The following is a 24,766-nucleotide window of genomic DNA, read 5'->3' as shown; positions in this document are numbered from 1 at the left end:
TTGGTACAGTCTGACTATTTAACTGTTCGGAGTTTCTAATCCCTGCTTAGAGTGCCGGAAAATGTGTTTGCAGCCAACTTTCCAGCTGTTGATAGGTGTGTGCCACACTGAAAGAATTATCAATGACGATGTCTGCCAGCTGTTTTTTTTCTTCAATAGGCATTTGACTTTTTATCCTCTGTCCGGCGGCTTCTTCGCTCAATCCGTCCCGCTCCATCAGTCGTGTCAATTGGATTTTTTCAGGAACATAAATTACCATGACAGCATCCATCAGCTGATGATAATTTTCTTCATACATCAAAGGGACATCCACCACAATCAGTGCCGGATTTTTTTTCTTGACATCTTTGATTGCTCCGCTGATAGCATGGAGCAGTGCTTCTTTTAAAAGATAGTTTAATCGTTCTAATTTTTCTTTGTCATTGAAAACGATGGCTCCTAATTTTTTCCGATTGAGTTCACCCGCATCAGTTAAAATATCTTTGCCAAACTCTGCGGCAATCTCATTTAGGCAGTCCGTCTCAGGTTCCACTACTTGGCGGGCGATTAAATCCGCATCAATCAGCGGGATATTTCTGTCACTGAAAAATTTCCCCGCTGTTGATTTGCCTGTGGCGATGCCTCCGGTAATCCCTAATACAAATGTCATCTGGATTCCCTCTTTCTCACTTAACGTTCTTTTTCTGGCACTTGGGACAAAAATGGGTGCCTCTTTGTGCCACTTTGATTTTGCTGATAGGTGTGCTGCATCTTGGACAAGGATTGCCGGTCAACCCGTAAACATTCAAAGCCACTTGAAATTTTCCGGCTTCCCCCAAGGCATTTTTATAGGTTCTTACCGTCGTTCCGCCAGCTTCTACTGCACGTGCCAAGACATCTATAATGCTCTCGTACAGAGCCAAGACTTCTTTTTTAGTCAAAGTATCCGCCGGCTGTTCCGGATGGATTCTCGCCTGAAACAAAGCTTCATCAACATAAATATTCCCCAGCCCTGTGACAAGGCTTTGATCCAGCAGTAAAGGTTTGACGGCTCTATGGGAGGCCTTCAATTGTTTGGCGAATATTTCCAAATGAAATTCGGACCGGATAGGCTCTGGCCCTAATTTTTTAATCCCGGGATACTCTCCTGCCTGATGTTTCGGCATCAATGTCATCCGACCGAATTTTCTCACATCTAAATAACGCAATTCTGTACCGTCAGCAAATTTAAAAATCACATGGGTGTGCTTTAAGAGTTCATCCTCTTGCTGATGATATTCATATTTGCCTTCCATTCTTAAGTGGGAAACTAAATCGTAATGAGTTAATTTAAAAATCAAAAATTTTCCTCTTCGTTCAAATCCTTCAATAGATTCCCCGATTAATTGTGTTTTAAAAAAGTCTACTTCTGGTCTCTCAATGATTCTGGGCCAAAAAACAGCGACTTCTTTGATTCTTTTTCCAGTTACTAGCTGGCTCAACCCAATCTTAACGGCTTCAACTTCTGGTAATTCCGGCATACTCTCCGCTCCTAAATCTATTTGTTAACGAAGGACTGTTTCTTTAATAGAAAACAGTCCTTGCTCAACATTATTTTATTTGGCATCATACCAGGTATCTCCCCAACTGCTGTCCGCTTTTAAAGGCAGACTAAAAGTGGCGATACCTTCCATCACTTCTGTAACGATTTTATCCAACTGCTCGATTTCTTCGGCCGGGGCTTCGAATACCAGTTCATCATGAACTTGAAGCAGCATGGTGGCTTCCATATTTTCTTTTGCCAGCCGTTCATCCAACTCAATCATTGCCAGCTTCAAAATATCCGCAGCACTTCCCTGAATCGGAGTGTTGATGGCAGTTCTTTCTGCGAATGATCTGAGATTAAAATTACGGGAATTGATATCCGGCAAATAGCGGCGGCGATGCCACAGTGTTTCCACATAGCCTTTATCTTTTGCCTCCCGGACAATGTCCTGCATATATTTTTTTACCCCGGGATATTTTTCAAAATAAGTATCAATAAATTCCTTCGCTTCTTTTCGGGTGATTCCCAGATTTTGAGACAAACCATAATCACTGATGCCGTAGACGACACCAAAGTTCACCGCTTTCGCCTGACGTCTGATATTCGGTGTGACCTCTTCAGATGTGGGGATGTTGAATACACGCATGGCGGTACTTGTATGGATGTCTTGTCCTTCGATAAACGCCTGACGCAAATGTTCGTCCTGACTGATTTCCGCTAACACACGTAATTCGATTTGAGAATAGTCCGAAGCAAATATTTTCCAGCCAGATTTTCTCGGCACGAATGCCTGACGAATTTTCCGTCCTTCTTCCAGACGGATAGGAATATTTTGAAGATTAGGATCAACCGAACTTAATCGTCCTGTTTGAGTCAACGTTTGCACATATCTCGTATGAATCTTGCCGTCTTCGGGATGGATAACCTTCAACAATCCCTCCACATAGGTCGACTGGATTTTCGCTACTTGACGATAATGTAAAATCTCAGGGATGATAGGCGATTTATCTTTCAACTGCTCAAGAACATCCACCGCTGTGGAATAACCTGTCTTCGTCTTCTTGACAGGCGGCAAGCCCATCTTTTCAAATAGGATGACTCCCAACTGTTTCGGTGAATTAAGATTGAAAGTCTCTCCCGCCAGTTCATAGACTCGTTCTTCAATTTCTTTTAAGATAACTGAAAATTCTTGCTGCATATTAGTCAAACGGCTGGCATCCACTTTAATCCCTGCTATTTCCATTTTTGCTAAAACTTGGGATAAAGGCAATTCCATCTCATAAAACAAATCATGTTGTTCTTTATCGCTTAATTGCTCATCAAGTGTGGGAGAAAGATAGTTCAGAGCCTTTATTTTACGTGCCAAATGTTCCAGCAGCACCGGGTCTTCTGGCACCCCCCGTTTAGCACCTTTGCCGTAAATTTTTTCATCTGTTTCTATCTCGCGGTAATCATAATTATAGGCAACTTCTGCCAAGTCTTCACTTTTATCATTTGTATCCAATAAATACGCAGCCAGTAAAGCATCAAACGTGACCCCTGATAGTTTGATGCCATAGCGGTTTAAAGCAACTGCTGTGCGTTTTACGTCGTAGGTTTTTTTGGACAGTTGACTATTTTCAAGCCATTGCTTGAATAAAGGCTGCCGCAAAATTTCCTCCCCCTTGGATACATACAGATTCTTCTGATTGCCCCAAGCAACTCCAACAATATCGGCAAGATGATAATTTTCGTCCAACATTTCAAGATAAAATTCCATCCCATCAGCAAACATTTCTTCTTTTGCTTCAAGAACGTGTTCAAAAGAAATCTCTGACAGATTTTCTGCATTGCTTTTGATTTCATCACTGTCAACTTTTGCCAGAAAAGACTTAAAATCCATTTCCTTGTATAAAGGAATCAATTTGTCAAAATCTTTTCCTTCATAAGCCAGATCATCTATTTTTAATTCCACTGGAGTGTTCAAATAGATAGTTGCCAGTTCTTTACTCATAAACGCCTGATCTCTGTCTTTGATTAAATTTTCTTTTCTTTTACTTTTCTTCATGTCGTCAAGATGGTCATAAACACCTTCAAGACTGCCGTATTCTTTCAATAAGTTGATGGCTGTTTTTTCACCCACACCAGTTACTCCCGGCAAATTATCGGACGAGTCTCCTGCCAAACCTTTCATATCTATAATTTGACTGGGAGTAAGACCGTATTTTTCTTTGATGTGTTCCGGGGTATAAGATTCAAGCTCGCTGACTCCTTTGACCGTTACTTCCACGCGGATGTGATCGTCCGCCAGCTGCGTTAAATCCTTATCTCCTGAAAGGACTACCACATCGAAATCGTCATGGGAAACTTTTGTCGCCAGCGTGCCGATGATATCGTCAGCTTCATAATTATCTAATTCATAATGTTTGATTCCTAGCGCAGTCACCATTTCCCGGATGTATGGAAGCTGTTCTCTAAATTCACTCGGGGTTTTGGAACGCCCGTCTTTATATTCTGCAAACGTCTCATGACGAAAAGTTGTTTTTCCTGCATCAAAAGCCACTAAAATATGACTGGGTTTTTCTTTTTCTATAATATTTTCCATCATATTATGAAAGGCGTAGATAGCATTCGTATGCAATCCGCTGCTGTTTTTAAAGCGGTTCAAAGATTGATACAGGGCATAAAATGCCCTGAACGCCACACTATTCCCATCTACTAATAATAACTTTTTTTTATCTGTCATTGACTTGATCCCCTTTTGTCTTAAGTTGGTAGCTCCTATTTTTAACTCAGCCGGATTTGTCAAAACCTGCTGTCTTGGATTCGGAAAATCTTTTTAAAAAAATTTTAGTTTAAAAATAAGACTTTCTTCGCTCCTTTCTATTCTAACAAAGTTCCATCTGCTTAAAAAGGAAAAAGAAAAACTGTTTGACCCGAAAAGGATCAAACAGTACGGAAACAGCAGATTAATCTGATTAATCTCTGCCAAAAATTCTGATAAAGGCTAACAACAAGTTGATGAAATCTAGATACAATTGTAATGCACAGAAGATGGCAATGCCGCTTAACGTTTTCTGATTTCCTTGTGCCTGATAATAATAATTTCTAATCATTTGATTGTCATAAGCCGTCAAACCGGAGAAAATCAAAACAGTCAAGATTGAAAGGAAGAAATCCAAGCCTTCACTTCGTAAAAAGATGTTGATAACCAAAGCGATAATCACACCAATCAACGCTGTCAGCATCGCACGGCCCATCACAGACAAATCTTTTTTGGTAAACATGCCAATCAATGCCATGGCACCAAAAGTGACAGAGGCGGTCAGGAACGCCTGTCCGACAGTATGAATATCATATCTCGCCAAAGTAAAACTGATTGTTAACCCGTTAAGAATCGAATACGCCACAAAGCCGCCCATTGCTGCGGTAGGATTGCTGAACGCTTTCTTACCTAAATAAAGGACCAAGCCGATTTGAGCAATCCATAAAAGCATGAAGCCCAATGGAATGGCGGTCAATACTGCAGCGACTTGATAAAAGAAAAAGTTGATGACCAAAAATGCGGTGATAGCACTGATGGCAATCCCTATTCCTAAAATTGCATATACTCTTGAATAAAAACTGGCTAAAGCCAATTGCTCCTGGTTGGAGACTTGATTTGTGTTGTAATCGTTCATTTGAAACACTCCTTTTTATCTTTTCTTCATTCGTTTGAAAAAAACTGAACTAACACATAACTAGCTTATCACATAATATTTCTTCTCGTGCTCGCCAAAAGTGTCTCATACACTCTTTCAAATTTTTGAACATCACCAGCTCCCATAAAAATCATCACTGCATCATGATAATCTAGCAACGGGGAAACGTTGTTTTCGCTGATTACCGTACCGCCTTTAGATATTTTTTCTCCAAGATTTTCAATTTTTACGCTACCCTGCTGTTCTCTGGCAGATCCGAAAATATCACATAAAAAGACATGGTCAGCTAAATCCAGAGACTGGGCAAAATCATCTAAAAGTGCAATGGTTCTTGTGAAAGTATGGGGCTGAAATACCGCGATGATTTCTTTATCAGGATATTTTTGCCTTGCACCGTCAATCGTCACCTTGATTTCTGCCGGATGGTGGGCGTAATCATCTACGATTATCATATCACTAACTTTTTTCTCAGTAAAGCGGCGCTTCACCCCGGTAAAAGTCAATAATTCTTCAGCGACTTTCTTTTGATCCAAGCCTTCAAGATGGGCAACAGCAATCACCGCCAGTGCATTGTAAACATTATGCATACCGTATGCAGGCACCATATATTGACCAATCACTTCTCCCTCAAACTCCACTTCAAAGAAAGAACCTTCAGTAGTCCGTTTGATATTGACAGCCCGGTAATCATTGTCAAGGCTGCTCCCATAATAATAAACCGGTACTTCCGCTTCTAGTTTGCGTAAATAATCATCTTCACCAAAAGCGACGATGCCTTTTTTCACCTGATGGGCGAATGTTTGAAAAGCATCAAAAACATCGTCAATACTTTGATAGTAATCAGGATGATCAAAATCCACATTCGTTATGATGCCATATTCCGGACTATAGGAAAGAAAATGCCGGCGATACTCGCACGCTTCAAAAGCAAAAAAGTCCGAGTCGGCTATACCTTGTCCTGTACCGTCCCCAATCAAGAAACTGGTGGGTTTAATACCGCTCAATACATGGGCCAGCAAACCGGTGGTCGTGGTTTTCCCGTGGGAACCCGTCACTGCCACACTGGTAAACTTTTGAATAAAGTCTCCTAAAAAGCGGTGATAACGAATCACTTGCAGTCCTTTTTTCAAAGCTTCCTGTATTTCACGATGTGTATCAGGAAAAGCATTGCCTGCAATTACAATCATATTTTCTTTTATGTTTTTTTCATCAAAAGGTAATATAGTTATCTTATTTTTTTCTAGTTCACGTTGTGTGAATACATAATCATCAATATCCGACCCTTGTACTCGGTAGCCTTTTCCGTGTAAAATCAAGGCTAAGGCACTCATGCCGGCACCCTTTATCCCTACAAAATGATATATTTTATTAGTCATAGAAGTCCTCTTTCTTAAACCATTCATACACGCACAAATTTAATTCGAACTCCATTATCGTACATTTTTCTTTTTTTTTCAACACTTAGCACAGGATTCAGTAACTAAAAAAGTTGAGATAGACCTGAGCCATCTCAACTGAGCACTTAATCAAAATATTTTTTGACACCTAACTGGGAGTCTTCTTCAGAAATAATTCCTGATAAAGATTTTTCCAAACGGTTTTTAGTTCCCTGCTCTTCTTCTCTTTTTTTTCTTTGGATGGCAGGCATTTCAACTGCATCATTTTTTTTTGCAGCAGTCCCGATTGATTGGGGACCAAACTCACGAGAAGCGACTTCTGGAATTTTTCGTTTTTTTCTCAAGACCACTTCTTCGGTCGGCTGTCGGCGGTCTCTAACCGCTTCGGATATTTCTTCCTTTGCCTCCGGAAGAGTGCGATGATCTGTCAGCTCAGGCAACTCCCTGTCACCTTTTCCTGCCAGCATCAAATAACTTGTTTTATTTTTTGTGATTTGATTGGCGATCTCTGCTTTCTGCCAATTTTTATCAAAGCCGTCAACACCGTATAATTGTTGCGGAATATTTCTAGGTTTGAACTTTTTTGCCGGAGCAGCAAACCGAGTACTCGCCAGTTTTTCTTCTAAATAACTGTTTTTATCAATTCTCCGGTCCATATCTGTACGATTTTCCCGAGACAGACTTTCATCCTTTGACATAATGCTGGGCCGATGAGGCTTATTGAAAAGAGAGCTCGCCGGTTCTTTTTTATAGCTGGTAATTGCAGGACCGGAATATTGCGTCTTTGTACGGGATAAATCTGGCGCTTCCCATGATGAAGCAATATTAGGTCTGATGGTTTTCGTTTCCGCTTGTACGGGAGCCTCACGCTCCGCCTCACGTTTAGGGGTTCTTTTTTCTTCTCTATAATTTTCTTCAGTATTTTCTCTAAGGGCATTAAAAATTCTTGTTTCTCTTTCTTCCGCAAATAAATAGCGGCTGTCCTCATTGACCAGCTTGACTCCTTCTTCATCATCGTAAGCCGGAAAACGAAAATGCTGTCGTTTATCTGATTGTGATTTCATACTTGCTCAATCCTTTTTATTTCTTTTCTGCTATAGTGTATCATATTTTTATCTGTTTAGTAGAAAAAGAAGCCCGTTTCAGGCTTCTTTTCCTATGATTTTACACGAAAAAAGAATTTCTTCACATCATTGTCAGTGCTTTTTGAAAAAAATGTATCGGTCGGCAGCAGCGTGAGGACAAGTTCGAGAATCATCAGTCCATAGGTCATTAAATAAACCAAACTGTTGCCAGCGACAACATTGCGGATTAAGTACCCTGCAATCAGAAAAACCACTATCCCTGAACCTGTTATGCCCGCGTCGCGGTAACGTCTGACTTTCATCGCAAACAAAGGCAGGAAAGTCCCCAAGGTAAACAACATAAAAAACAGACCAAGCAATCCTGAGTTCAACATTGTATTGAGAAAAAATTGTTCAAAATTTTCGGCAACTACCGCTTTGCCTGCTGACGAAAAAAGAAAGAGGGTAAAAATTATCAGAAACGCAGCATATACTAAGGCATACATCAAAAGTGCCCACCAGTAACCTGCTCTAGTCGTTCTCCCTTTGAAGTCCACGTATCCTCTGAAAAAATCGTTGACTGCTTGCGTAAAAGTCACCTTGCCAGGTTTTTGTTCGATTCGTGCCATAAATTTCATCATATCCTTCTTATTTCTAATTGTTTAAAGTATCCTATCAGTTTAAGTTTAACTTTCTTTCAGCCAATTTTCTACCTCTGCCAGCGCATTTTTCATTCCTGCCGGATTTTTTCCGCCAGCTTGTGCCAAATCAGGACGGCCGCCGCCCCCGCCGCCGATTAGCGGTGCAATAGCTTTTATCAAATCTCCTGCCCGCAGACCTTGGGCATTCATCTCTTTTGTCATCGCCACCAGCAAATTGGCTTTCCCGTCTTGAGCAATACCTAAGACCAAAACATCAGAAATATTTTTTTGTTTCCATTGATCTGCTAATTGACGCAGTTGATTCATGTCCTTCACATGAGCCTCTTTGGCAATGAAGCGAATCCCGTTGGCTTCAGCCACATCTGTGAAAATATCTTTTGCTTCCTGATTCGCCAGTTTAGCGGCTAGTGTTTCAATGTCCCGCTGTGCTTCTTTCAATTGTTCATGCAGTTGTTCCACCCAGTTGACCGCCTGCTTCAACTGTGGTGCTTTAACAATTTGCGCCACTTCTTTTAACTGCTGTTCTTCTTCATGGAACACATCGTACGCTTCTTTACTTGTCACGGCTTCGATACGGCGAATACCTGCCCCGATACCTGACTCTGATAAAATTTTAAAAATGCCGATTTCGCTGGTATTTTTAACATGAGTCCCTCCACAAAGTTCCATGGAATAATCCCCGATTTTCACTACGCGAACTTCCGAACCGTATTTTTCGCCGAATAACGCCATGGCACCCATTTTTTTAGCTGTATCGATGTCAGTTTCTATTGTTTCCACCGGTAAACTTTCCCAAATTTTCTGATTAACGATTTGTTCCATTTTCTCCAGTTCCGCTGTTGTCACTTGACCAAAGTGGGTGAAATCGAAGCGGAGATATCCCGGAGCAACTAAAGACCCCGCCTGATTTGCATGGGCTCCTAAAATATCCTTTAAGCTCTGATGCAGTAAATGAGTTGCCGTATGATTCTTCAAAATCCCGTTGCGTCTTTTCTTGTCCACTTCGAGAACATAACTTTCTCCAACTTTTAACGTCTTTAACACTGCTAGTTTATGCAACGGCTGACCGTTCGGTGCTTTTTTTACTTCCGTTACTTTTGCAACAATCTCATTATTCTTATCGTAAACATTTCCAGTATCAAAAATTTGTCCGCCCATTTCAGCGTAGAAAGGCGTGACTGCAAACATCCCCTCGGCAACAGTTTCCTCTGCGGGTGTCAATTCTTTCACTGTTTCATTGTTATGAATCAAAACAGATAGCGGACTTTCTATTTTCAGAGTGTCATAGCCGACAAACTCGCTGGCTGTTTGAATATCTGTCAGCAAACCAGATTGAATCGTCATAGAAGCAGCATCACTCCGGGCTGCACGTGCTCTTTCACGTTGTGCTTCCATCTCCACTTCGAAACCTTCATCATCTACCTCAAGTCCGGCTTCTTCAGCAATTTCCTTTGTCAGTTCCACCGGAAATCCGTAAGTATCGTACAATTTAAACATATCTTTCCCAAGAATCATTGTTTTGTTTTGTTCTTTTAAGTCTTGTAAAATCCCCGATAAAATATGCAGCCCTTCGTTGATGGTCTCGTGGAATCTTTCTTCTTCTGTTTTAATCACTTTTGCGATAAATTCCCGCTGGGCTAAAACTTCTGGATAGAAGCTTTCCATGATTTCGCCAACAACTGGAACTAGCTGATACATAAATGGACGATCGATACCTAGTTTCTTCCCGTGTCTGACTGCACGGCGCAGCAGCCGACGCAGCACATAACCTCTGCCCTCATTAGAAGGCAGCGCCCCATCGCCAATCGCGAATGTCACCGCACGGATATGATCCGCAATCACTTTAAAAGAAATATCTGCCTCTTTTTCTTTGCCGTAAACAAAACCGCTGCTTAATTTCTCGGTCGCCTGAATGATAGGCATAAACAAATCTGTTTCAAAGTTCGTAGGAGTATTTTGAATCACAGAAACCAGCCGTTCCAATCCTAAGCCTGTATCAATATTTTTATGGGGCAGCGGTTCGTACTCTCCGTCTTCTGTCCGGTTGAATTCGGAAAAAACCAGATTCCAAATTTCCAGATAGCGTTCATTTTCACCGCCGGCATAATTTTCCGGATCATCTTCAGCTAAATCATTAAATGCTTGTCCCCGGTCATAAAAGATTTCAGAGTTTGGTCCGCACGGGCCCACACCGATTTCCCAAAAATTGTCTTTGATGTCGATGACGCGCTCCTCGGCCAAGCCGACGATGTCTTGCCAGATTCGGCGAGCTTCATGATCATCTGGATGAACAGTGACATATAATTTTTCAGGTTCAAATGCCAGCCATCTTTTATCGGTCAAGAACTCCCATGCCCAGGTGATTGCCTCTTCTTTGAAATAATCTCCAATTGAAAAATTTCCCAACATTTCAAACATGGTGTGATGACGGGCTGTTTTCCCGACGTTTTCAATATCATTTGTCCGGATACTCTTTTGCGCATTCACAATCCTTGGATTTTTCGGGACGATGGTACCGTCAAAATATTTTTTGAGTGTTGCCACTCCTGAATTAATCCACAACAGCGTGGGATCATCTACAGGCACCAATGAAGCACTGGGCTCCACACTGTGACCTTTTTCTTTGAAAAAATCTAAAAACATCTGACGGACTTCACTGCTCGATAATTGTTTCATATTTAATTGTTCTCCTTCATTTTCTTGATTAGACATCTGACTTTCCCAACAAATAAATCATTCACCGGAAAATAAAAAAACACCCTGCAGAACAAGGACGACATACGCGCGGTACCACCTCGTTTGCAATGATGTTAAATAGTTTCATTACCTCTTAAAGTCTTTAACGCGGACATGAACGGAAATAGTTTCCTATTTCAAAAACAAGGGAGCATTTGTAAGTGAATTGGTTTTTTTCGCAGCTGTCAAAAAACTCTCTGAACAATTCGTTCTTAAAAATATGTCCTTGCGATTAGAAGTATACTGAAAGCCTGTTAAAAAGTCAATCTTTGAACAGGGGATTTCACGTTATTTCAGATAGCGGCTAATAAAATTTCTCAAATGTTTTTCATAGCTTTCCGGTGCTTTTTTCAAACTTTCAGCATGCTCTGCCCCTTCCACAAGCCATAATTCTTTCGGACCCTGCGCAGCATCATATAAAGAAGAAACCATTGATGTTGGAACAAAGGTATCTTTGGTTCCATGAATAAACAAAATCGGCAGCTTGTTTTTCTTCAGCTGTTTGATTGCATCTGCTTCGTAAAAATTGTAGCCGTTTTTCAGTTCTGTATAGAACGACGTCAAAGGTATCAAAGGAAATGACGGCAGATGAAACATGTCTTTTAATTGATAACTCAATTCATTTTTGACCGACGTATAGCCGCAATCTTCTATGATTATTTTGACTTGCTCCGGCAGTTTTTCCCCCGAAGCCATCATAACAGTGGCCGCACCCATGCTGACACCAAACAGCATCACATCCGCATCTTGGGGATATTGCCTAATCAGCTGATGGATCCAGTCAATGACATCCAGTCTTTCATCCCAACCAAAACCGATATAATCCCCTTCACTTTTTCCGTGTCCCCGGGCATCTGGCAAAAAGATATCCCAGCCCATATTGAAAATCATTTCTGCATAATCCAGCATATAGGTTGAATCAGTGCCGTAACCGTGGACAAGAACTGCAAGTTGCCGCTTTTTTTCACTATGTTTAAAATGGGTGCCCTGCAAATTCAGTCCGTCTCTTGCTGTTAAAAAAAGAGTTTCCGGTGCTTCTTCTGCAAACGTCCAGTCAGCAAATGGTGCCCCCTCGCTGCCTGTGGCTTCTTTTTGATTGATAAAATCTTTTTTTCCTGTTGCCACAGCATAGCGGTATAAATAATCTACGCCCCAACCCAAAGTTCCTAACAGCAAAACTCCCACTGTTCCAGAGATAAACCAGATACGCTTCATTTGACTAACATCCTTTTCTTATAACAAAAAGCCAGCTCAAGTTTCTGAACCGGCTGTTGTTTTGATTAATCTTCCCCGACTTCCAATTTGACCACATCAGCAATTTTATTGACGTAATATTCAACTTTTTCTATAGTTGGTGCTTCTGCCATCACCCGCAATAAGGGTTCTGTTCCTGAAGGTCTGACAAGAATACGTCCGTTGCCATTCATTTCTTCTTCCGTTTCGGCAATCGTTTTGTTGATCAATTCATTGCTTAGAGCTTCTTCCTTGTTCTTGACTCTGATATTGACCAGTTTCTGCGGATATTCTTGGATTTCTTCAGCTAATTCTGATAATTTTTTACCGGTCACTTTCATCACATTCAGCAGTTGAATACCGGAGAGCAATCCGTCGCCTGTGGTATTGTAATCTAAAAATACAATGTGGCCGGATTGTTCGCCGCCGAAATTATAATCATTTTTCCGCATCTCTTCGACTACATAACGGTCTCCCACTTGTGTTTTCAATGCCACCATGCCGGCAGCTTCCACCGCTTTATGGAAACCTAAGTTACTCATGACAGTGGAAACGATTGTATTATGCTTCAATTTTCCTTGTGACAGTAAATATTTTCCGCAAATATACATGATTTTATCCCCATCAATGATTTGACCTTTTTCGTCTACAGCAATCACCCTGTCTCCATCTCCGTCAAAAGCTAAACCTACGTCTGCTTTTTTATCAAGGACAAAGGCTGCTAAAGCTTCTGGATGAGTAGAACCTACCTGGTCATTGATATTGATGCCGTTTGATTTTGTCCCCATAGTGTAAAAGTCTGTTTCTAAATCTGCAAACAAACGATTGACAACAGTGGAAGTGGCACCGTTTGCGGCATCCAAACAAACACTCATTCCAGCTAAATTTCCGTCGATTGAATTTGTCAAAAATTGTGAATATTTCAGCAGTCCTTCCGGATAATCTTCTAATGTCCCCAATCCGTCTGCAGAAGGACGCGGCAAATTATCTTCATCAGCATCCAGCAGTTCTTCGATTTCCAATTCTTCTTCATCGGCTAATTTAAAACCGTCTGGACCAAAAAATTTGATGCCGTTATCTTCAGCAGGATTATGGGAAGCAGAAATCATAATTCCTGCATCTGCTTTTTGTAGTCTTGTGAGATAAGCCACTGCTGGTGTAGAAATGATACCAAGCTGAAAGACTTCTATCCCCACAGACATCAATCCCGCCAACAGCGCCTGCTCAAGCATTTCTCCTGAAATACGTGTGTCTCGACCAACTAAAACCTTGGGCCTGCTTCCTCCATTTATATGGTGCTGAACAAGAACATACCCGCCGCAGCGCCCTAACTTGAAAGCTAGTTCAGGTGTCAGTTCCTTATTGGCAACCCCTCTAACCCCATCTGTTCCAAAATATTTTCCCATTGTTGATTTCCACCTTACTTTTTAATCTGATGAATTTTTATTTTTCTCAGTTGATGTTCTATTTTTATCATTTGTTCCATTATTCTTTTCTTTATCCGATGAACTGGTTTCCGGTTTTTTTTCGGATAACTTCGGTGTTACAGTAACTCTGACTGTTGCAGGATTGAATCGAACATTATCGATTTCTTCAATCGAATACGTATTGGTCGCCGTTTCAGTAATCGTGCTTGTGTCAACTAACACAATTACTTCATCAATGTCATCGATAATCTCCCTTGGACCTGTGATTTCTACATTCTGTGTTTCACTGGTAAAAGTATAACTTTCCACGCCCGGAGGAATCTTGCCGGACTGTTTGATTACCAGAGGCACGGTTTTCATCGGTGCGATTACATTTAGACTGACCGTCACCGAGGAAGGATTGGCAATCACATTGAGCATATTTCCTTGAGAGTCAATGGCATAAACATCTAAACGCTTAGAAAAATCAGAGGTAATTTGCTGGTCCTGATCGATAGAAACTAAAACATCCGTAATACTGTTGATGGTTTCTTCACCAGCAGTGATTTCCACTTCTGAAGGCGATACATTAGTTTCTTCGATAGTATAGCCATTTTTCAATAAATTATCACTGATCCTGACATTCACAGAGAACGTTTTTGTGACCCGTCTTTCCAGTTTCACACTGACTTTAGAATCTTTCAGTTCGGCTTTCACACCGCTCGTCAAATTTTTTACTTCAACTTCGACTTCATAAGTTCCCGGCTGCCGGTTGGTCAAATCCGCCTCTAAAACAAAATTTCTTGTTTGTTCATTTGTTTCAGTATCCAGCAGCAGCCGATTAGTGCTGCTCAAGTAGACAGTGGTTGTTTCCTGATAACCGGATACAAAGAACTGACTGTCATCATACACCAGTTTTATCGGTACATCATTGACCACAGATTCAAGGGGCCGGATATTGGAACGGTTCTCTTCCGGTGAAAGCAGGCCGCTTGGAAAATTAGCATTAAAAAATAAAAGAAGAGAAAATGCCAGAGCTAACAACGCAGTAAATTTATTGCTGGAAGTTACTTTATTCATCCTTGTTCGCCCCCTTTGTAAAGCCTTCTACAAAGTATTTCATCAATCCTTCATGCTCTTCTTCGGTTCCGATAAGTTCTGTATTCAAAATTTTCAAATATTCTTTTGAAGTCAAATCAGAGTGCAAACGTCCGGCTCTTGCGATACTCACATCTCCTGTCTCCTCAGACACGACGATGGTGATGGAGTCTGTGACTTCGCTTATCCCGATAGCCGCCCGGTGTCTGGTCCCGAATTCTTTAGGAATCTGGTCATTTTCTGAGAGCGGAAGATAAGCAGAGGCCGCCGCTACTCTATTACGTCGAATGATTACAGCACCATCGTGCAAAGGTGTGTTAGGAATAAAAATATTAATCAATAATTCTCCCGAGATAGTAGCGTTCAAAGGAATCCCAGTCTCGATATATTCAGCCAAACCAGTTTGTCTTTCAATAGTAATCAATGCGCCAATCTTTCTTTTTGACATATATTGAATCGCCTGATCCAGACTATTGATCATATTGGTCTTATCTTTTTGTGCATGACGTGTCTTTCTTTGAAAAATCGTGCCCCTGCCGATGTGCTCCAGTCCTCTGCGGATTTCCGGCTGAAAGATAACAATCGAAGCAATCACACCATAATTAATCACCTGTTCCATGATCCATGAGACGGTATTCAAACCAATCATGTCACTGATGGAGCGCACAATTAAAATTATGGCGATACCCTTGAGTACTTCAACTGCTTTAGTCCCTTTGATCAGAATCAGCAGTTTGTAAATCAAGTACCAGACAACTAAAATATCAAGAACGCCGACTATAAAGCTCTTTGAAAATATATATTGATAGAGAATATCTTTTATATCTTGCAGTGTTATCAACCATGTTAAGTTCAACAAATTTATATTCTCCCCTTTAGCTTAATTTATGTTACCTAGTATACCACAATTCAAAACATCATATCCAAAAATTTATTTGCTGCAGTCTCCCGCCTATGACGGATAAAAAAATATTTTAAACATGAATCACAAATAAAGAAGCCTGGCAATATCAAAGGATTTTTGCTAAGCTTCTTTATTGTTTATTTGATTAAAGTCAGACTGCCGCCGCATGGGCAGCAATATTTTTTTACATTCATCCGTCGTTTTCTAGGGTAGACCTTTTCACATTTGGAACACTGGTAGATGATTTTCCGAATACTTTTCTCTTCCATCAAAGGCCGTACAAAACGACTGCCGCCGGTTTTTTTCAGCAGGTCTTTAAATGCTTTGTCTCTGTGCTGATAACCTTCACCATTCAAATGCAAATGGTAGTGGCATAACTCGTGAATGATTACATCTATTAGTTCTGACCAGCCGTACTTCTCAAACACTCGGGGATTGATATCAATATGATGGTCATTGAGATGATATCTGCCCCCGGTGGTTCGTAGACGTTTGTTGAAAAAAACCGTATGGCGGAATTCTTTGTCGAAACATCGGACGGAGACCGTTTCAACTAACTGTTGCAATTCATGATTCCCTAAATCGGGCAATGTTTGACAATATCGGGCAAAAAAAACTTTATCAGATTTCAGCATTTTTTATTCTAAACCTCTTCAGGTGAAACTAAACTTAACGCGATCCGTTGTTTGTTTAAATCCACTTCTTCGATCCAAACGGTCACCACATCACCGACGGCAACAATATCCGTTGGATGCTTGACAAAACGCCGGCTCATTTTGGAAATATGGACCAAGCCGTCATGTTTCACACCAACGTCAATAAACGCTCCAAAGTCCACCACATTACGAACGGTCCCCTCTAACTTCATGCCGGGTTTTAAATCTTCCAGCGACAAAACATCTTTCCTTAACAGAGGAGCAGGCATCTCTTCCCGCATATCCCGCCCCGGCTGTTTCAAAGCTGCCACGATGTCTTCCAAGGTTGCCAAACCTACAGACAATTTTTCTGCCAGTAAAGGCAAAGACAATCTTTCCAGCTGTGTTTTGCCTTCAGCAGTCCCTAAATCTCCTAAGGAAAGACCTGCTTCGTCCAAAACTTTTTGAGCTGTATCATAACTTTCAGGATGAATACCGGTATTATCGAAAATATTTTTACCGTTGGCAATCCGCATAAATCCGACAGCCTGTTCGTAAGCTTTCGGTCCCAGACGAGGAACTTTCTTAAATTGATTGCGGGCAGCAAAGGCACCATTTTCTTCGCGATAGGCTACAATATTTTGTGCCGTGGTTTTATTTAAACCTGACACATGCTGCAGCAGTTGAGGACTTGCAGTATTTACATTGACACCTACTTGGTTGACTGCTGTTTCTACAACAAAGTCCAATTGTTCTGCCAAACGTTTCTGAGCCACATCATGCTGATATTGCCCAACTCCCACTGCTTTAGGATCAATTTTTACTAATTCTGCCAGCGGGTCCTGCAAACGGCGGGCAATGCTGACAGCACTTCTTTCTTCTACTTGCAAGTCTGGAAATTCCTCCCGGGCAGCATCACTGGCAGAATAAACTGAAGCCCCGGCTTCATTGACAATCAGATAATAAACAGGACGATTGATCTCCCGTAAATTTTCAGCAACGAATACTTCCGATTCACGACTGGCAGTGCCGTTGCCTATGGCCACTGTTTCCACTTGATACTCAGTAACCAGTTCTTTGAATCGTGCAGCGGCGGCCGCACGATTTGCCTGATTCGCTGGTTTGTGGGGATAAATCACTTCGATTGCCAAAACTTTTCCCGTTCCATCAACGATTGCCAGCTTGCACCCCGTCCGGTAAGCCGGGTCGAAGCCCATGACAACTTTATCTTTCAATGGAGGCTGCAACAGCAAGTTCCGCAAGTTTTCACCAAAAATAGCGATTGCCTGTTCATCCGCCTTCTCCGTCAGTTCCCCGCGGATTTCCCGTTCTATAGCCGGCTTGATAAACCTCTTATAGCTGTCTTGATAAGCCTTGCGTACATAAACAGCAGTCAAACTTCCGCTGCGTTTTCCGATAAGCTGGTTATCAAAATAGTCCATCACTTTTTCTTCTGGAACTGCCAGCTCGACTTTCAAAATACCAGCTTTCTCGCCGCGATTCATCGCCAGAATCCGATGGGAAACGACTGTGCTGATTTTTTCCTGAAAATCATAGTACATTTCAAAAATCTTTTTTTCATCTTCCTGAGCATTTTTTTCTGTGCTGATAATTTCCCCATTTTGATAAGTAAACCGGCGGACCCACTGCCGATATTTCGGTTCATCGCCGATAATCTCAGCCATGATTTCATGAGCCCCGTCCAGAGCCTCTTCGGCAGTTAGAACTTCCTTTTCCTCATTGATATATCGTTTTGCTTCTTCAATCACATCGCTGGTTTCCGGCAATGAAAATAACCACTGTGCTAAAGGTTCCAATCCTTTTTCCTTAGCAATCGTGGCTTTAGTCCGGCGTTTTTGTTTATAAGGCCGGTAAATGTCTTCAAGCCCCTGCATTGTCGCTGTTCGAAGAATATCTTTCTTCAACTCAGGTGTCAGCTTCCCCTGTTCTTCGATTAAACGGATGATTTCGTCACGGCGTTTAATCAAATTGGTCAAATAGAGGTGTCTTTCTTCAATTTGACGAATTGCCACCTCATCTAAACTGTCCGTCATCTCTTTCCGGTAACGGGCAATAAACGGAACCGTGTTCCCCTCTCCCAATAAATCCAGCACTTTTTTTATTTGACTCGGCCGATAGTCTGTTAACTCGGTTATCAATAATTCAATGACTTGCTGTTCTTTCTCTTCTGACATGTCTGGTACCCCTTTTTCTAAATTTGAAACACTGATATTATCCTATCATAACTTTTCCCTGTTTAAAAATCAGGCCGCCAGCCGCCGTCATTGTTTTGGATTTCTATATCTTGAACCATACCTTTGTCAGAAAAAACAACTCCGTGAATAGAGCCACCGTAAACTCCGCCACCATCTATCCCGATCTTATGGTCCTGCTGCCAAATTTTTGTCACCGTATTGTCCACAAACAGATTTTGAACTGGAGTATGACCAAAGACAATCGTTTTCCCTGTATTATTTTTCCCTGTATGAAAAGGGTCGCGAATCCAGACAAAATCTCTCTTTGATGTATGACGCCAATTTTTCAATTCTAAATTAACTCCTGCGTGGACAAAGACGTAGTCATGCCATTCATAATAAAGGGGCAATTCTTTCAGAAACTTGACCAAATCTTTATATCTTGAACGAATCATCATGCTGATTTCTGTTGCAGAGTATTCTTTAGTAGCCCCCTCGTGCAATAGAGAATCAATCGTATATCTTCCGCCATTCATCAAATAATTAAAAAAATAACCTTCCGGATCGCTCAAAAAACTCAAAAATAAATCTTCATGATTGCCCATTAAATAAACAGCATCATATTTTTCTGCTAATTCTTTGCCAAGTAGCAAGCATTGCTTCCCGTCAAAGCCACGGTCTATTAAATCTCCCATCAACACAAGCTGATGGATTTTTGGATCGAAATAAGTCAGTAGCTCACGGAATATTTTTTCTTCCCCGTGTATATCCCCGATGGCATAGACATAAGACTTCATCGGACTCATCCTTTCTGTTATTCAAACAAAACATTCTTCCAAAAACATCATCCTAAGAAAGTTTATTCCTGAAATATTTCCAACAAGATTTGATTCTCTTACACGTTTGCTGAATCCGTCAGTCAATATCCACCTGCGGAATGCCCCCTGCTCATCCCGGTCGCAACTGCTAAAGAACAATCGTTGACAGCCTGTGCTATTCGTTTGGTCCGCTCTCAAAATTCAATGTCAAACCCGGTCGGTCCAACGCTATTTCAGTGACTTCATAAGTCAGCCTTTCTATTATGGAAAACAGCGGGCGGACTAACTCATTGACTTCTTTTTGGTTCAAATCAGTATTGCTCTTGATTTCCCGGTCGGTAACGGTCACTAATTGTCTAAGTGCACCCGTCAGAATAAATTCCGGAAAAACTATTTTAAAGATTACACGTACTCCCAGCACAGTGCCTTTATCTGCAGGAAAGTCCGGTTGTCCTGACATATCAATGGGATTGACTTCCACCCTGATATCATTTTCCTCTTTCTTATTTTGATTCATGTCGTAGTGAAAAGCTTCTACAAGCTCTGGTTGTCGCACAATTTCCATACATGCCTCCTATAAGTAATTTTATTTTTCCAATACAAAGTTTCACCGCAATACTTACGAAAATCACTCAAAGAACATCATGATGATGTTTACTTTTTTTCGCTTTATTTTTTAATCTCAAAGAATTGTTTCTTCCTTTGTTGCTTTAACAACCCTAAAAATACCTATTGTTTTTTCATCATTTGCATTAGATTTCCTGAGTGTTTTTTCTCTGTAAGCCTATTTTCCACAGTTATCATTACACTTTTTATTGTAACACAAAGGCTTCAAATGCGTCTAAACTCATCACTTGCTTAACTATTTTTCTGTTTTAAATTTTTGATAGCCCAAATTAAAAAAGTTTGGACGGGCAATCATGAGACCCCTCCAAACTTTTCAACTTTAAATTATGCTGCAATTTTCAGTATATTCCAACGCTAAGCAGCTACTGTGGTAAAATGCGATCTTCTCCAAACCATTTTTCACTGATTTCTTTGGATGTACCGTCATCGTAAAGCTCCTTTAAGGCTTCGTTGATTTTTTCCAACGTTTCCTTATCGCCTTTTCTCAAACCGACCGCAAAATTTTCTTGCTCAAATTCACTTGGGGCAACTACATAATCCTCACTGTTTTCTTGGTGAGCGATATAATATTCTGCAAAGACCTTATCAATAACCAGTCCTTGAATCCTGCCTGCTTCCAAATCTAGGAAAGCTTCTGTAAACGTCGGATATAAAATCGGCTCTTGATCTTTGATGATATCTTTAAGCAGCTCCGGGAAGTTTTCGATAGATTCTGCACCACTCGAACCTTCTTGCGCTCCCAGCACTTTGTCTTTCATTTCTGAAAAACTTTGCACATTATCCTTTTTCATCGACACGATATCTTGCTCGTTGATTAAATAATAGCTGCTGAAGGCGACCTTTTTCTTACGCTCTTCAGTTACCGTATAGCCATTCCATATCGCATCAATCGTTCCATTATCCAATTCAGATTCTTTCATTGACCAGTCGATTGGCTGAAATTCCACTTCGATACCCAGCTTTTCTCCTACTGCACTGGCCAAGTCAATGTCAAAGCCTACCAACTCATTGTTTTCATCTCTGAATCCCATAGGAACGAATGTGTCATCCACTCCTACAACGATTTTTCCTGCCGCCTCGATTTTCGCCCAGTCAGCTAACTTTTCTTTTCCGCCGCCTTCTTTTTTTTCTGAGCTGCCGCATCCTACGGCTAACAGCAACGCAGCCCCTAACAATAAATTCCAAACAATACTTTTTTTCTTCATCCTATTTCCTCCTATCTAATTGAAGCAACTTCGATTAATTGATTAGCAATTTTTTTTGCAAAATCATGGTCATGGGTCACCACGATTTGCACGATACCTTCATCTTTCAAACTTAAAATATTTTGTGCTACACTGTCTCTTAAACTTGGATCAAGGGCACTAGTAGGCTCATCATAGCAAAGCACTTTCGGTCTCATCAGCAACGCCCGGGCAATCGCAACTCGTTGCTTTTGTCCTCCTGAAAGTTGATAAGGGTAATGATCTTTGCGTTCAATCAAATCCAGTTTTTCTAATATCTCTTCTGCTTTCCCCTGTGCCTCCTCTTTATTCTCTTTCGAAACCAAAACGGGAGCCAAAGTCAAATTTTCCATCACGGACAGATGAGGGAATAAGTTGAAATCCTGAAAGACCACTCCTATCTGACTGCCGCTGTGTTGGTTGATTGGATCAATCAGCTGATTCTCCAACCAAATTTCACCAGCGTCCATCTCTTCCAACCCGCTGATACATCTCAATAAAGTTGTTTTCCCTCCGCCAGAAGGCCCAACTAAACAAACAATTTCTCCTTTATTGACTTTGAAAGAAAAGTTATCCAGAACTTTTTTCTGTTGAAAGGATTTTGTAATATTTTTAACCTCAAACATTTCTTTCCCTCCCTATTTGTAGTAGCTCAGTTTCTTTTCCCCGAGTTTTAAAAGCAGTGTCACAATACCGGTCAAAATTAAATAAATAATGCCCACATCAATCAATGGAATGATGCTGGCTTCACGCTGCATGGCAATCCGCCCCACCTTCATCACTTCACTCAAGCCTAAGGCGTAAACAAGTGAAGTGTCTTTAATCAGTGTAATCACTTCATTACCCACTGATGGATAAACAATTTTAATCACTTGAGGGATAATAATTTTTCTAACTGTTTGGATTTTTGACAAGCCCAAAACTTTAGCCGCCTCATATTGCCCTTTTGCGATTGCTTGAATTCCCCCGCGGAAAATTTCGGCGAAATACGCTGAATAATTAATAATAAATGCGAACAGCACAGCCAGCAGACGATCCTGAATCGTTAGACCAATCAATGGAAATCCGAAAAAGACAAAAATCATTTGAAGGAGCAAAGGTGTCCCCCGAATAACCCAAATAAAGGTGTTGATGATAATCGTCAAAGGCTTGAAGCGGCTGACTGCCGCCAACCCGACCAACAATCCTAACGGCAAAGAGCAAACCAACGTCAACGCGAACACTTGCAATGTCGTTTTGATTCCTTCTATCAAAGCCGGTAATACTTTTATTGCTATATCCATTTTTTCTCCCCCTAAAAAATTAAAAGCCCTCTTGGCTAATAAAAGCCAAGAGGACGCAAATTTACGTGGTGCCACCTCTGTTTGTTTTTATTTCACAATAAAAACCTCAAACAGTTTACAACTGATTGCTTTAACGGGCAAACCGATTTTTCTTACTAAACAAAAGATTCATTCAGAAAAACAACTCGGAGGTGTGTTCAATCAGGGACCTTTACTTCCTTTCCAGCACCGGAAGTTCTCTTTGAAAGATTAGCCTGAACTACTTGTCCTATTCACCGCTTTTTTCTAATGTGATTTTAATCAATTTATCATAGATATAAGGATTCGTCAACTGTTAATTATATTTTGTTTCAAAAATTTTGTTACAGTTTACATTATTTGATAAATAAAATCGTATGTAAAATCTGCTTTCAATGCGATTTCCCATACGATTTTAATTTTTTTTCATAGCTCTTGAATCAATTCAGAAAACTGCTCATTAAATTTTATATATCCTTTTTTCGTTCAACTAATAATTTAGTTTTCAAAATGATTTCATCTTTAGTTAATTTGTAAGCTTCTTTTAAGTAAGGAACTTTTCCAACTTGCCCAAATTGTTCTCTAACACCGATTCGATACTGTAACGTTGGCTTATTCTCAGCTAAAATTTCTGCAACTGCACTACCTAATCCACCAATTACATTATGATTTTCAGCCGTTATGATAGCACCTGTCTCTGCCGACTCTAATACTACCTCCTCATTAATTGGTTTGATTCGGAATACATCAACTACTCTAGTCTCAATTCCTTCCTTAGCCAAACTTTCTGCTGCCAATAAAGCTTCGTGCACCATAATCCCTGACGCTAAAATTGCTGCATCTTTTCCTTCTCTTACGACCACAGCTCCTTCTGAAAAATCAGTATTTTCCGAATGAATTTGAAAAGCTTGTTTTCGAATTGTTCGAATATAACAAAATCTGTCTTTCATGTATTCCAAAAGCAAAACATGTTTCAGCAGTTTAGCATCGCTCACTTCATAAACATAAGCATGTGGAATGGTTCTCATTAACGCCGTGTCTTCAAATGGCATATGCGTGCCTCCATTTGCTTCAGCTGTAACTCCAGCATCTGATCCCAAAAGAACTGCTCTAGTTTTAGCGTAATTCAAAGATAAAAATACTTGATCAAACGCGCGGCGACTTGCAAATGGGCCAAATGTATGAATAAAAGGTTTGAAGCCGGCTACGGCAAGTCCAGAAGCAACTCCCATTTCTTGTGCTTCCATAATACCAATATTAAGATAACGGTCACCCAATTGCTCCTTGATTTTAGAAGTGGAAATAGCACTTGATAAGTCTGCCTCAATCGCAACAACTGAATCATCTTTCTCAGCAAGCTCAACTAATGTCTCGGCATAGACCGCCCGCATCTCCTGCGAGTCTAAAATGTTTAATTTCATTAATTCTCGACCTCCAATTCATAGGCAAGCTTTTCTATCGCTTTTTTTATCGCGCGAGTATCTTCTTCGCTTGGTCTTAAATGATGATTATCCATCATTTGCTCAATATAAGGAACACCTTGTCCTTTCACAGTGTCCAATATAATAGCACTTGGTCGATTTTTAGTGATTTTGGCTATTGAGACTGCATGATCAATTTCACTTACAGACGAGCCATCCACCCGTACAGCATCAAAACCAAAGGCTCTCAATTTATCAACAAAATCATAAGGTTTACAAATATCTTTTGTGTAACCATCTAACTGCTTCTTATTATCGTCAATGAATAAGACAAATCTATTCAATCCCTGATGTGCGGCAAATTGAATAGCTTCCCAACATTGGCCTTCATTCAATTCACCATCTCCCACTATACAATAAGTATAATTTTTTCTGTTTGCTAACTTGTTTCCCATTGCAATACCTGTAGCGGAAGAAATACCTTGTCCAAGAGAGCCAGTAGTCATATCTACCCCTGGTGTCAAAAGTCGATCTGGATGAGAAGGTAGTTTTGTTCCATTAGCGTTCAAAGTGTAGAGCCAATCTTCTGAAAAATATCCTTTCAAAAACAAAGTAGCGTATAATGCTGGTCCCCCGTGTCCTTTTGAAAGAACAAAGTAATCCCGGTTTTTATCATTCTGCCTTTCGGGTGAAGCATTTAGATGCTTTCCGTACAGTACTGCCAATGTTTCAACTATCGACAAGCTTCCACCATAGTGTCCAAATCCCATATAGTCTAATTCTTTTAATAAGTAATAACGAATCTTCTTAGAAAAAATAGTTAAATCTTTTTCAGTCATTTTCTCTTCCTCTCAACTTAATA

At 40.6% G+C, this 24,766-nt stretch carries 21 protein-coding genes and 1 other annotated feature; all 21 genes read right to left on the bottom strand.

The window, feature by feature from the left end:
- Positions 1–46 precede the first annotated feature (46 nt).
- A complete protein-coding gene (gene coaE, locus AC4PHI_RS04290; RefSeq protein ID WP_492201082.1) occupies positions 47–649 on the bottom strand; it encodes a dephospho-CoA kinase in 603 nt (200 codons plus the stop codon).
- A 16-nt stretch (positions 650–665) separates the two neighbouring features.
- Positions 666–1,499: a DNA-formamidopyrimidine glycosylase gene (mutM, locus tag AC4PHI_RS04285; RefSeq protein ID WP_492201081.1), complete on the bottom strand. Its 834-nt coding sequence runs from the start codon at positions 1,497–1,499 to the stop codon at positions 666–668.
- 75 nt (positions 1,500–1,574) lie between these two features.
- On the bottom strand, positions 1,575–4,229 hold the full coding sequence (polA, locus tag AC4PHI_RS04280; RefSeq protein WP_492201080.1) for a DNA polymerase I: 2,655 nt from the start codon (positions 4,227–4,229) through the stop codon (positions 1,575–1,577).
- A 232-nt stretch (positions 4,230–4,461) separates the two neighbouring features.
- The gene (locus AC4PHI_RS04275) at positions 4,462–5,163 is read right to left on the bottom strand and encodes a Bax inhibitor-1/YccA family protein (RefSeq protein ID WP_492201079.1); all 702 of its coding nucleotides are present in this window, start codon (positions 5,161–5,163) and stop codon (positions 4,462–4,464) included.
- 68 nt (positions 5,164–5,231) lie between these two features.
- On the bottom strand, positions 5,232–6,560 hold the full coding sequence (murC, locus tag AC4PHI_RS04270) for a UDP-N-acetylmuramate--L-alanine ligase (RefSeq protein WP_492201078.1): 1,329 nt from the start codon (positions 6,558–6,560) through the stop codon (positions 5,232–5,234).
- A 146-nt stretch (positions 6,561–6,706) separates the two neighbouring features.
- A complete protein-coding gene (locus AC4PHI_RS04265) occupies positions 6,707–7,645 on the bottom strand; it encodes a hypothetical protein (RefSeq protein WP_492201077.1) in 939 nt (312 codons plus the stop codon).
- 92 nt (positions 7,646–7,737) lie between these two features.
- On the bottom strand, positions 7,738–8,283 hold the full coding sequence (locus tag AC4PHI_RS04260) for a DUF805 domain-containing protein (RefSeq protein WP_492201076.1): 546 nt from the start codon (positions 8,281–8,283) through the stop codon (positions 7,738–7,740).
- 48 nt (positions 8,284–8,331) lie between these two features.
- On the bottom strand, positions 8,332–10,983 hold the full coding sequence (alaS, locus tag AC4PHI_RS04255; RefSeq protein ID WP_492201075.1) for an alanine--tRNA ligase: 2,652 nt from the start codon (positions 10,981–10,983) through the stop codon (positions 8,332–8,334).
- 348 nt (positions 10,984–11,331) lie between these two features.
- Positions 11,332–12,258: an alpha/beta hydrolase gene (locus AC4PHI_RS04250; protein WP_492201074.1), complete on the bottom strand. Its 927-nt coding sequence runs from the start codon at positions 12,256–12,258 to the stop codon at positions 11,332–11,334.
- A gap of 65 nt (positions 12,259–12,323) precedes the next feature.
- Complete coding sequence (glmM, locus tag AC4PHI_RS04245) at positions 12,324–13,682, bottom strand: phosphoglucosamine mutase (protein WP_492201073.1); 1,359 nt, start codon at positions 13,680–13,682, stop codon at positions 12,324–12,326.
- A 21-nt stretch (positions 13,683–13,703) separates the two neighbouring features.
- Positions 13,704–14,762: a CdaR family protein gene (locus AC4PHI_RS04240; protein WP_492201072.1), complete on the bottom strand. Its 1,059-nt coding sequence runs from the start codon at positions 14,760–14,762 to the stop codon at positions 13,704–13,706.
- Positions 14,755–15,639 (bottom strand): diadenylate cyclase CdaA, encoded by an 885-nt coding sequence (gene cdaA / locus AC4PHI_RS04235; protein ID WP_492201071.1) that lies wholly within the window; start codon positions 15,637–15,639, stop codon positions 14,755–14,757. The genes AC4PHI_RS04240 and cdaA overlap by 8 nt, the downstream gene beginning before the upstream one ends.
- Positions 15,640–15,821: 182 nt before the next feature.
- Positions 15,822–16,319, bottom strand: a complete 498-nt coding sequence (locus AC4PHI_RS04230) for a SprT family protein (protein ID WP_492201070.1) — start codon at positions 16,317–16,319, stop codon at positions 15,822–15,824.
- A gap of 8 nt (positions 16,320–16,327) precedes the next feature.
- Positions 16,328–18,514 (bottom strand): Tex family protein, encoded by a 2,187-nt coding sequence (locus tag AC4PHI_RS04225; protein WP_492201069.1) that lies wholly within the window; start codon positions 18,512–18,514, stop codon positions 16,328–16,330.
- Positions 18,515–18,576: 62 nt separating this feature from the next.
- Positions 18,577–19,311 (bottom strand): metallophosphoesterase, encoded by a 735-nt coding sequence (locus tag AC4PHI_RS04220; protein ID WP_492201068.1) that lies wholly within the window; start codon positions 19,309–19,311, stop codon positions 18,577–18,579.
- A 196-nt stretch (positions 19,312–19,507) separates the two neighbouring features.
- Positions 19,508–19,897, bottom strand: a complete 390-nt coding sequence (locus tag AC4PHI_RS04215) for a DUF1149 family protein (RefSeq protein WP_492201067.1) — start codon at positions 19,895–19,897, stop codon at positions 19,508–19,510.
- 424 nt (positions 19,898–20,321) lie between these two features.
- Positions 20,322–21,164, bottom strand: coding sequence for an amino acid ABC transporter substrate-binding protein (locus AC4PHI_RS04210; protein WP_492201066.1), 843 nt, complete (start codon positions 21,162–21,164; stop codon positions 20,322–20,324).
- Between the two features lie 11 nt (positions 21,165–21,175).
- Positions 21,176–21,808, bottom strand: coding sequence for an amino acid ABC transporter ATP-binding protein (locus AC4PHI_RS04205; protein ID WP_492201065.1), 633 nt, complete (start codon positions 21,806–21,808; stop codon positions 21,176–21,178).
- A 12-nt stretch (positions 21,809–21,820) separates the two neighbouring features.
- On the bottom strand, positions 21,821–22,465 hold the full coding sequence (locus AC4PHI_RS04200; RefSeq protein ID WP_492201064.1) for an amino acid ABC transporter permease: 645 nt from the start codon (positions 22,463–22,465) through the stop codon (positions 21,821–21,823).
- A gap of 46 nt (positions 22,466–22,511) precedes the next feature.
- Positions 22,512–22,750 (bottom strand) — a binding site (T-box leader).
- Between the two features lie 200 nt (positions 22,751–22,950).
- Positions 22,951–23,904 (bottom strand): transketolase family protein, encoded by a 954-nt coding sequence (locus AC4PHI_RS04195; RefSeq protein WP_492201063.1) that lies wholly within the window; start codon positions 23,902–23,904, stop codon positions 22,951–22,953.
- A complete protein-coding gene (locus AC4PHI_RS04190) occupies positions 23,904–24,743 on the bottom strand; it encodes a transketolase (protein WP_492201062.1) in 840 nt (279 codons plus the stop codon). Before AC4PHI_RS04190 ends, AC4PHI_RS04195 begins: the two co-directional genes overlap by 1 nt.
- Between the last annotated feature and the right edge of the window lie 23 nt (positions 24,744–24,766).

Source organism: Vagococcus sp. QWL-13, from assembly GCF_058683555.1.
The sequence above is the reverse complement of the archived record's forward strand: the minus strand, read 5'-3'. Positions and strand labels throughout refer to the sequence as shown.